The organism is Wolbachia endosymbiont of Leptopilina clavipes (assembly GCF_006334525.1).
Lineage (GTDB): Bacteria > Pseudomonadota > Alphaproteobacteria > Rickettsiales > Anaplasmataceae > Wolbachia.
In genome coordinates, this window is record NZ_QJHA01000002.1 from 1 (window position 1) to 10032 (window position 10032).

The 10032-nt window shown below is 34.1% G+C and carries 8 protein-coding genes, 1 other RNA gene and 6 pseudogenes; 13 read left to right on the plus strand and 2 right to left on the minus strand.

Annotation, left to right across the window (positions count from 1 at the left end):
• The 12 genes and pseudogenes from OUY_RS00110 to OUY_RS00160 form a co-directional block, all read left to right on the plus strand.
• Positions 1-208: pseudogene (locus tag OUY_RS00110) on the plus strand (IS6 family transposase); the annotation flags it as partial.
• 167 nt (positions 209-375) lie between these two features.
• Positions 376-1017 (plus strand): HAD family hydrolase, encoded by a 642-nt coding sequence (locus tag OUY_RS00115; protein ID WP_139686368.1) that lies wholly within the window; start codon positions 376-378, stop codon positions 1015-1017.
• Entirely contained in the window at positions 1017-1490 is a 474-nt protein-coding gene (locus OUY_RS00120) for an RDD family protein (RefSeq protein ID WP_064085312.1), read from the plus strand. Before OUY_RS00115 ends, OUY_RS00120 begins: the two co-directional genes overlap by 1 nt.
• 53 nt (positions 1491-1543) lie before the next feature.
• Complete coding sequence (gene bfr / locus OUY_RS00125; RefSeq protein ID WP_010406741.1) at positions 1544-2020, plus strand: bacterioferritin; 477 nt, start codon at positions 1544-1546, stop codon at positions 2018-2020.
• A gap of 1 nt (position 2021) precedes the next feature.
• Positions 2022-2633, plus strand: coding sequence for an SURF1 family protein (locus OUY_RS00130; RefSeq protein ID WP_139686369.1), 612 nt, complete (start codon positions 2022-2024; stop codon positions 2631-2633).
• A 39-nt stretch (positions 2634-2672) separates the two neighbouring features.
• Positions 2673-2855, plus strand: a pseudogene (locus tag OUY_RS06705) (recombinase zinc ribbon domain-containing protein); the annotation flags it as partial.
• A 201-nt stretch (positions 2856-3056) separates the two neighbouring features.
• A pseudogene (locus OUY_RS06710) lies at positions 3057-3641 on the plus strand (glutamate ligase domain-containing protein); the annotation flags it as partial.
• A 120-nt stretch (positions 3642-3761) separates the two neighbouring features.
• Positions 3762-3910: pseudogene (locus OUY_RS06835) on the plus strand (WPE palindromic element domain-containing protein); the annotation flags it as partial.
• A 66-nt stretch (positions 3911-3976) separates the two neighbouring features.
• The gene (gene eno / locus OUY_RS00145) at positions 3977-5251 is read left to right on the plus strand and encodes a phosphopyruvate hydratase (RefSeq protein WP_139686371.1); all 1275 of its coding nucleotides are present in this window, start codon (positions 3977-3979) and stop codon (positions 5249-5251) included.
• A complete protein-coding gene (gene cgtA / locus OUY_RS00150; protein ID WP_139686372.1) occupies positions 5239-6252 on the plus strand; it encodes an Obg family GTPase CgtA in 1014 nt (337 codons plus the stop codon). Before eno ends, cgtA begins: the two co-directional genes overlap by 13 nt.
• Before the next feature lie 447 nt (positions 6253-6699).
• Positions 6700-7035: a transfer-messenger RNA gene (gene ssrA / locus OUY_RS00155) on the plus strand.
• 16 nt (positions 7036-7051) lie between these two features.
• Positions 7052-7480 carry a ClpXP protease specificity-enhancing factor SspB gene (locus OUY_RS00160; protein WP_010406729.1) on the plus strand — a complete coding sequence of 143 codons (429 nt, stop codon included), beginning with the start codon at positions 7052-7054 and terminating at the stop codon, positions 7478-7480.
• Between the two features lie 212 nt (positions 7481-7692).
• On the opposite strand, the pseudogene OUY_RS00165 reads toward OUY_RS00160, so the two are convergent.
• Positions 7693-8320: pseudogene (locus OUY_RS00165) on the minus strand (IS6 family transposase).
• Between the two features lie 292 nt (positions 8321-8612).
• Here OUY_RS00165 and OUY_RS00170 point away from each other — a divergent pair.
• A complete protein-coding gene (locus OUY_RS00170) occupies positions 8613-9389 on the plus strand; it encodes an enoyl-ACP reductase FabI (RefSeq protein WP_139686373.1) in 777 nt (258 codons plus the stop codon).
• 394 nt (positions 9390-9783) lie between these two features.
• On the opposite strand, the pseudogene OUY_RS00175 reads toward OUY_RS00170, so the two are convergent.
• Positions 9784-10032, minus strand: a pseudogene (locus tag OUY_RS00175) (hypothetical protein); the annotation flags it as partial.

The following is a 10032-nucleotide window of genomic DNA, read 5'->3' on the forward strand; positions in this document are numbered from 1 at the left end:
AGATTACAGTTCTTCAAATAAAATATCTAAATAATATTGTTGATAGATTTATCAAAAAACTAATAAAGCCAATGCTTGGGTTTAAAAGCTTCCATTCCGCAAAGATTACCATCACAGGCATAGAAAATATTCGTATGATTCAAAAAAGACAAATTATTAAAATAATGTTTCTACTTTTGAGAATTTTGCTATGTTAATGGCTTCATAACTCCTATAATCCCACCTTTAATGATCTTCTTTCCTATGGTTTATAGATGCGACAGAACCATATAATATAACCAGTGTATTAGGTTACTATGTAAAAATGATTAACATAGAAGCTTTATCATCAAAATATTATTTACTTATTAGTTTAAAATACGTCACAATATAAAAATGAAAAATAGCCTATTAGCGGTAGTATTCGATTGGGATAATACCTTAGTTGATACTCAAGATAATATTTCTAATGCCATTAAGCATACTTTAGATTTGATGGGATCTGGCAGTAAAGTTGTTGATAGAAATTCTCATGAATCAAGAAAGAGCTACATGGTCAATTTGTTTGGTGATCAGTGGAAAAAAGCGAATCAGATATATCAAAAATACCTAGATAATGCATTGTTACAAAATATTACTCTGAATGAAGGAGTAGAGAAAATGCTGCAGACACTGAAAAGCCACAATATTTACCTAGCGATAGTTAGCAATAAGAAAAATACTAATTTACGTCAAGAAGTTGCCTACTTTAAACTAGATTCTTACTTTGAAAGAATAGTTGGATCATGTGATACTGCAGAAGATAAGCCATCTGCAACTCCACTGCTATTTGCACTAGAGGAGAGTACGCTACCTGTAAATAGAGAAAATGTGTTTTTTGTTGGTGACAGCATCACAGACATTCTATGTGCACAAAATGCAAATTGCTTACCTATTGTATACGGACAATCAATAAGAGGTTATGAAGATTTGTTATATTTTCAACATTTTAATAAACTTACAGAATTCATAGTAAAGTATTTGAAAGATAGGTGGTAATGACAGAGATCGCTAGTGTACACAGGCGCTTTTGCGCATATTTAATAGATGTAGCAATTTTATTAATTCCAACCTTACTAATTGTGTTGTCATTAGGGGATTTTCCATTAATTTTACACCTGTCATACATGTGTATAAATTGTGGCTACTTTACATATTTTATATCTTCAACAGCTCAAGCAACTCCTGGTCAACAGTTAATGAATATATATACTATCACTTTAGATAGTTCTAAAATAGGTTTGAGCTTAGCATTTGATCGCACTATCTCTCAGTTTTTCCTTCCTATGCTAAATAATTCAATTATCACCTTTATCAAACTTTTTCAAACATCAGTAAATGCTTTAAGTACACTAGAAGTAATTATAGTGATGCTTACCTTCAGTTGGTATTTAGTTGCTTGCTTCTCTCAGAGGAAACAGGCATTTCATGATGTGCTATTTGATACGATTGTTGTGAGAAAAATGAATTGATGTTGCCTTGATTGTTATGTAGATTACATTGGTATATTAGCTAAAGAAAGGTTATGAATAAAGAAATAGTAGAACATTTAAATAAATTACTTACAAATGAGCTGACTTCTGTACGCCAGTATCTTTTGCATTCTGCGATTCTTAAAAATAGCGGAATCAATAAACTTGCAGAAAAGATGAGAAAGGAGCTTAATGAAGAACTTGAGCATGCAAATAGGCTGGCAGAAAGAATTTTACTGCTTAAGGGCATGCCAAATTTTCAAGATACAAATAAAATCTCAAAGTATGAAGGAAAGTTCACAAAAGATACAATGCAGAAAATCTTAGAAGATAATTCTAACTTAGAAGAAGAAGGTATCAAGGGCATCAAAGAGGCAATTTCCGTTGCTGAAAAAGAAAAGGATTTCGTGAGTGTAATGTTATTAGAAGGACTACTGAAAAATGAGGAAGAGCACTTACATTGGATCAAAGAACAGATTGACCTTATTGAGCTTATGGGTATTGAAAATTACTTGAGAACACAAATATAGAGTGTTAGGAAAAACAGTATTTATTTTCATTATACCTTTTTTACTTCTTTTTTCACTCGGGTTATGGCAGTTATTTAGATTGAGCTGGAAGAATAATATTATCAAAAATATGGATCTTCCAGTTATTCATCTACTGCCTAGTGATAATCTTTCAAAGTTTAACTACAGAAACGTTAAAATCGACGGAATTTTAAGTGATATAGAACTATATGTTTTCGCAGGTCAACGTGGCTATCATGTGCTGTCTCCTATGTTGCTTATCAATGGACATTACATGTTAATAAATAAAGGAATAGTCAGAGAAAAAAAAGAAGAAAAAGCAAAAATTGAAAAAGTAGCTGCTGATGGCGTTTTGTATTGTGATGGTAGCAAAAATTGGTTTATCAAAAATGATATTGCTTCAAATACATGGTTTACCCTAAGTACAGAAGAGATCTCCAATGAACTAGGTATTAAGCTAGAGAAATGTATATTGTGGCAAGATAATTTTGGTGGCAAATTGACTATACAGCCAATAAAGCATCTTGTATACGCAATTACTTGGTTTGCACTTTCCTTGATTTGGCTCATTATGTGCGTATTTTACTATAGGCAAAATATATATAAGTCGTAGAGATACAGTGTGGAAAAAGAAAAGCTACAAATAGAAAAAATGCAACAAAGTGGAAGAAAATACTTATTACAAGGGTTAGTGATATGTCAGTGTTGCAAATCCGTTTATTATGGAATGAGTAATGCTAAGGGAGGAAGAAGTTACTATCGTTGTCCTGGAAAACGTTTTGGTGAATGTAACAGCAAATCAATACGCGCAGATATACTAGAAGGGGTAGTATGGGAAGAAGTGAAGATGTTAAGAGGGCATATAACGAAGGAAAAGTGTGATTTATCAGAGGTAGATTGGGAGACTAAATTTAATATAATTAGAAAGTTAGTTCAGCGTATTGAAATTGATGATGATAATGTACATATGGTGTTTCGATTAAAAGAACTCTCTCTCGAAGGACAAAAAGAAGATATTCAACCTTGTACCAGAATTATAAAGAATGTAGTGCTATCAAATGCAATAGGAATGCATAAAGTTAGCAACGCCCTGGCTGCAATATCAGCTGCAGTGAAACTTGGAATTAGTGATGAAGAGATTAAAAAAGGTCTTTTGGAATTTAAAGGAGTAGCAAGGAGATTTTCTTTAATTGCCGATATTAAAGGTGTTAAGTTAATTGAGGATTATGCTCACCACCCAAATGAAATACAGGCAACCCTGGCAGCAGCACGTTCGATTGCTAAAAGAAAGGTAATAGGAATTATCGAGCCGCTTCGTTTTGCTCGTATTCGTAATTTTTTTGATGAGTTCGTACGAATTTTCATGATGTTTGATTATGTAATTCTCACTCCTGTCCATCCTCCAGAAGATAAGCCTATTCCTGGCTGTGGAATTGATGATATACAAAAAGCCTTGATCAGTAATGGGTTTAATGATGTGAAGATTATGAATGATGCTTTACTCATTTCACATTTTATTAGTAATTCGACAAGTTCAGGAGATGTAGTATTATTTATTGGTGCTGGTAGTAATATAGCTAAACTAGCGAAAGAAACTGCAAAGCTGCTGCTAGTAAAATAAACTTAAGCATTGGTGATTTATATGATAAAATTGTGTAGTAAAACTGGATCCCAGTGTCTAGGCAAACAACTGTACAGACATTGCGATATGGGGATAGCTTCCATTAAGAATGGTGTCATCCCAGTGCCCAGACACTGGGATCCAGAAGACTTAACTTTAAATAAGTGGCTGTATAATAAAAACTGGATTCCAGTGTCAAGCACTGGAATGACACCATCTGCTACTCAAATTATCTGTTTATCTGTAGGTTGCAATGTTCGTACACTGAAATGTTACAGCGCTGGGGTGACATTTCCCGAACGTGAACACAATTGTGAATCTAGTGGAGGTTTAGCATGATGAAAAAGACGATCAGCAGTGTATTTGCAAGAGAAATTTTAGATAGCAGGGGTTACCCAACAATTGAGGTAGAAATAGAACTATGTGATGGAGCAACAGGTAGAGCCGCTGTCCCTTCTGGGGCTTCGACCGGTAAACTAGAAGCATTGGAGCTGAGAGATCAAGATGAAAAAAGGTATTGTGGTAAAGGAGTGCTGAAAGCTGTTCAATCTGTGAGTGGAGTGATAGCAAATAAAATCATTGGCATGGATGCAGCAAACCAGAGTGCAATTGATAAAGTTTTAATTGAACTAGATGGAACAAAAAATAAATCTAAACTTGGAGCAAATGCAACTTTGGGTGTGTCTCTTGCTGTTGCAAAAGCAGCAGCAAACAGCTTTAAAATGCCGTTATATAAGTATTTGGGAGTAGGGGAAGAGCAGATGCCAGTTCCGCTAATTAACGTCATTAATGGTGGAGTACATGCAGATAATAAACTCGATTTTCAAGAATTTATGATTCTTCCGGTTGGTGCTGAAACTTTCAGTGAAGCAATCAGAATATCTGCAGAGGTATTTCATAACTTGCGCAGCATTCTTAAGAAAAAAGGTTATAGTACAAACGTAGGAGATGAAGGTGGTTTTGCACCAAACATTGGAAGCACTGAAGAAGCTCTTAATTTGATAATTCAGGCTGTTGAATCTGCTGGTTATTCGATGAAAAATCACTTTGCACTGGGTCTTGATGTTGCTTCATCTACTTTTTATGAAAATAGAGTTTACAAATTTGAAAACAGAGAACTCACTTCAAAGGAATTGGTTCAGTATTATTTTGACCTTGTAGGCAAATATCCTATAATTTCTATAGAAGATGCAATGAATGAAGACGACTATGAAGGTTGGAAATTACTTACTGCAAAATTGGGAAGTAAAATTCAATTAGTCGGGGATGATTTATTTGTTACAAATTGTGAACTAATAAGTAAGGGAATAGAGGAAAAAATGGCAAATTCTGTACTAATTAAACCAAATCAAATAGGAACGCTTACGGAAACTTTTGCTGCTATTGAAATGGCAAAATCAAATGGCTATAGGGCTATTATTTCGCATCGCTCAGGTGAAACAGAAGATACAACGATATCCCACATAGCGGTTGCATCGAATTGTGGACAAATCAAGACTGGCTCGCTGTCGCGTTCTGATAGGCTTGCAAAGTATAATGAATTAATGAGAATAGAAAGTTCATTAGGAAAAAATGCTAAATATTATTGTGGGTTAGCATGGACTTCATAGACGAAGTTAAATTATATTTAAAAGCAGGTGATGGTGGCGATGGCTGCGCGAGTTTTCGTCGAGAAAAATTCGTTGAATTTGGTGGCCCAAACGGTGGTAATGGGGGCAGGGGAGGAGACATAATTTTCATCAGTGATGCAAATCTCAACACTTTGCTTAATTTTCGTTGTCGAAGACATATTAAAGCGAGTAGTGGAAAAAGTGGTACGAGTAGAGATAAATCTGGCACAGCAGGAAAAGATATTATACTTAAAGTTCCAGTTGGTACACAAATAATCGATGAAGAAAGTGAGGAAATAATAGTAGATCTTGATAAACCTGACATGGAATTTCAAGTAGTGAAAGGTGGAAAAGGTGGGCTTGGAAATACTAACTTTAAATCTGCTACTAATAGGGCACCAAGACATTTTACCCATGGTCAGCCCGGTGAAGAAAGAAATATAATATTGAAGCTAAAAGTTTTATCTGATGTTGGCATTATTGGTATGCCAAATGTAGGTAAATCTAAATTTTTAACCCGCTGCTCGAATTCTGATACGAAAGTAGGCGATTATGAATTTACTACTATAAGACCACATTTAGGTGTAGCAAAAGTGGATTATAGCGAAATTGTAATAGCAGATATTCCTGGAATAATCGCTGATGCTCATCTTGGAGTTGGGCTCGGACACAAATTTTTAAAGCACATAGAAAGGTGCAAAATTTTACTGCATTTAATTGATGTAACTCACGATGACATTATTTCAGCTTATAATTGTACGCATAATGCACTGAAGCTTTACAATAGCGATCTTGTTGAAAAAGAGGAAATTGTAGTGTTAAATAAATGTGACTTATTGGAAGAAACAGAAATCCTTGAGAAGAAGAATCATTTAGCCAATTATCTTGATAGAGAAGTACTGTGCTTATCAATCGACGATGATTTACAGCCCATCTTAAGATTATTAAATGAAAAAGTGAAAATTAAGGAAATTAATGTATATGATCCTTTTAAGATGTGAATTTTTTATTTGACAATCAAAGTCTGGATTCCAGTGGGTAATTTTCCACAGTTGTCTGCATTTTTTGTTCCACAACTTATCTTTTTTTCGGCTTGTGCAATTTCTCATACTGTCTCTTGCTTTCTTGAACTCAGAAATTCAATAGCTACAAAAGCATTTGAGTAGTTTTTTGTTAAGAATTAGGCATAGAATCCCCCATATTTATTAATAAAGAACAGAAAAAATGTAACGCACATACGACAGAGATTAAGCATATGTGTGCACCCATGTGCGCTGAAGAAGATACGCTACATTTTTACTGAGTTTGATTATTTGATAGAAAAGTCTGCAGACGAAGATAGATTTTGAGCTCTAAAAATATCTCTACTTTGATTATACTAAGATTAGATAAATAGGCGAAGTAATTTTTATATTAATTTTTTAGCTTACAACCGATTTTACGTTCAACAACTTGACATTTATTCAATACTACTGTATAATAAAGATGTGCATTTTTTGTACTATGGCAATAAAATTACCTTGTAATAGGTGTATTGGACCCGAGGGCAGTACTCGGCGCCTCCACCATATTTTTTGATTGATACGGGGGCGAGTAAGGATCGACATGCATAGTAAAGATGGTAGCTTTGCTCGGTTAGATACCACCGCTAAGAGTTCACAATTTAGATGCAAACGATAACTTTGCTGCTGAAGAAAATGTTGCATTAGCTGCTTAATTTAGGCACTATAACTTCATTGCTATAAGCACGGTTTAGGGAACGCCGGGTAACAGAAGTTCCCCCAAACATGTAAGGGTTATATGGATAAAACAGATTATCAGAAGTCGCTTAGTTATGCTAAATTTCAAGTTATCAAAAAGGCTTTGAATACTATATTAGATAATGTTTTTACTCCTCACTTAGAGATACTGTTTTTTACGCGCTTTAATGGTGTTGTCATACCAGACTACTTGAAAGAATCATACCCCACTCAAATGCTTATTATATTACAGCATCAATTTTTTGGTCTAAAAGTTCTTGAAGATAAGTTTAGCGTTAGTTTGAGCTTTCGTGGAAAACAAGAACAAGTCACTGTACCGTTTTTTGCTATTAGTGAGTTTCATGATAAAATTTCAGGAGATACTTTAGTATTTAGCGTTGATTCTGATAAAGAATATGAAAGTGAGAAATGTGCTGAAAAGTCATCAAATGGTAGTATTATATCTATAGATCAACTTTACGATAAGTAGTTACTTCATTTTATAAATAAAAAATATTGTATCTGTTCAGGATATCGACAAGACCATAGAGTAAAAGTGAGTTTATAACAAATGGTATCATTTGAGTAGCTGACATTGGCTTTCACATAAAAAACGTTGTAAAGCGCTTTCATGTTTACCAACGGTTCTGTCGCATCTATAAACCATAGGAAAGAAGATCATTAAAGGTGGGATTATAGGAGTTATGAAGCCATTAACATAGCAAAATTCTCAAAAGTAGAAACATTATTTTAATAATTTGTCTTTTTTGAATCATACGAATATTTTCTATGCCTGTGATGGTAATCTTTGCGGAATGGAAGCTTTTAAACCCAAGCATTGGCTTTATTAGTTTTTTGATAAATCTATCAACAATATTATTTAGATATTTTATTTGAAGAACTGTAATCTTCAGAAATTTCTGCATTCAAATCATCAAGAGCAGCAGTATTACTGCCGCTTTTATCAATTACAATTTTCTCAGGAAGATAGTTACTCCTGAAGGCTTTACGAAAGAATGCAAGTGCTGCAGACTTGTCTCTACTAACACACAAGAGGAAGTCTACAGTATATAAATAAACCCATTTACCGTTTAATTTAATGTAAGTCTCTCCAACTACTACCAACCTGCTTCTTTCTTTTCCTTACTGCCTCATCTATCAGTGGTGATAACCCACCTTTGTAACGTAGCATTTTGCTCCCCTTATACTCATCATTTCTTCCAAATCTCGATAGCTCAAAGAGAATCGACATTTCATGTATACAGATAACATCCGCTGAAAAGCTAAATCCTTTGAAATATGGCAACAATTTTTGATTGATACGAAACATCTTTGCTTTTTTTTTAGACAATTATATCATTCTTCTTTCTACTTCCCTACAAATGCGACAGAACCGAAAATATTCGTATGATTCAAAAAAGACAAATTATTAAAATAATGTTTCTACTTTTGAGAATTTTGCTATGTTAATGGCTTCATAACTCCTATAATCCCACCTTTAATGATCTTCTTTCCTATGGTTTATAGATGCGACAGAACCTTTTTTATACGTTAGCTACAGTTAAAACATAATTGACTTTGCCTAGTTAATATTTCAAATTATAAAAAAGGCAAATAATTCTATGATATTGCAGGGCAAAAAAGGGTTAATAACCGGAATAATAAATAAAAGGTCAATAGCATATGGTATAGCACAGACCCTCTCAGAACATGGAGCTGAGCTTGCAATCACTTATCAAAATGAAACAATAAAAGAGAAATTATTACCAATAGTAAGTGAATTAAATGTAGAGTTAATATTGCACTGTAATGTTTCAAATGAGGAAACTATAGATAATGCTTTTAAGGAAATAAAGGAGAAGTGGGGTGCTATTGATTTTTTGGTACATGCAATAGCATTCTCCGATAAAAATGAGCTAAATGGTAAATATGTCAATACTTCACTAAACAACTTTATTAATGCAATGCATATATCGTGCTATTCTTTTACTGCTTTAGCGCAAAGAGCGGAAAAAATGATGTTAAATGGCGGTAGTTTACTTACTTTATCCTACTATGGTGCTGAAAAAGTTATGCCAAATTATAATGTGATGGGTTTATGTAAAGCAGCACTTGAAGCAAGTGTAAAATATATAGCATGTGATCTCGGACCACAGAACATCAGAGTAAATGCAATTTCTGCTGGTCCAATCAGAACTTTGGCATCTTCTGGAATAAGTGACTTTCACTCCATATCGGAATGGAATAGAAGTAATTCTCCACTTAGACGCAATGTTACAATAGAAGATGTTGGCAAGGCAGCACTATACTTATTAAGCGACCTGAGTAGTGGTACAACTGGAGAAATTTTACATGTTGATTCAGGGTATAATGTTGTGGGAATGAAGATAGTAGACTAATACAGTACTGCAGATGCATGTGAAGCCTGTGTTTTTTGTTATCCGAGTAATTGACATTGGAGCCCAGTGTCAGCTACTCGAATGACAACATTTTTTAATTAAATCTCGCACATTAACCATAGAGTTATTATTTTATAAGTATTTGTTGCTGCTGATCTTCTATTTTTACTTCCTCCATTTGGGTTAAGAGATTGTGCGTGAGGGTTGCTCTTGAAGTTGCCTTGCAAGGAAAAAGTCTTTTTCCTCCCGATCTTGGAGTTGCTTTGCAAGCAAGAAATCCTATTGTTCTTGTGTTTGTTTTGCTAAGACTTTATTCTTATTAAGCAGTGGTTAAAAATGAGCATGGCTTTTATTATAGAATGCCCCCCTATAGAAGTATATAGACTATGAAGACTTATCTTACAGGTTGTGGTACTTGTTGTTGATAAAATGTTTTTTCTACACGTGCTTCTTCCACACTGCACCTTCTTGATAAGACTGGCTCCTCAAGGCATTTTATACGTTGCTGTACATCATTAATGCACTGCCCTATAACATCACCAATTTTTCCATCAGCATTTTTTGCCAATAACTCATCAAACTCCCTCTCAATCTCTACTCTCTCAGAGATATCCTTTGAAAGATCACAATATTCCAAAATTTC

What these genes read in the sequence shown, in the direction of transcription:
- OUY_RS00115 (WP_139686368.1), top strand. Translation starts at nt 376, where the DNA reads ATGAAAAATAGCCTATTAGCGGTAGTATTCGATTGGGATAATACCTTA.
- OUY_RS00120 (WP_064085312.1), top strand. Translation starts at nt 1,017, where the DNA reads ATGACAGAGATCGCTAGTGTACACAGGCGCTTTTGCGCATATTTAATA.
- bfr (WP_010406741.1), top strand. Translation starts at nt 1,544, where the DNA reads ATGAATAAAGAAATAGTAGAACATTTAAATAAATTACTTACAAATGAG.
- eno (WP_139686371.1), top strand. Translation starts at nt 3,977, where the DNA reads ATGATGAAAAAGACGATCAGCAGTGTATTTGCAAGAGAAATTTTAGAT.
- cgtA (WP_139686372.1), top strand. Translation starts at nt 5,239, where the DNA reads ATGGACTTCATAGACGAAGTTAAATTATATTTAAAAGCAGGTGATGGT.
- OUY_RS00160 (WP_010406729.1), top strand. Translation starts at nt 7,052, where the DNA reads ATGGATAAAACAGATTATCAGAAGTCGCTTAGTTATGCTAAATTTCAA.
- OUY_RS00170 (WP_139686373.1), top strand. Translation starts at nt 8,613, where the DNA reads ATGATATTGCAGGGCAAAAAAGGGTTAATAACCGGAATAATAAATAAA.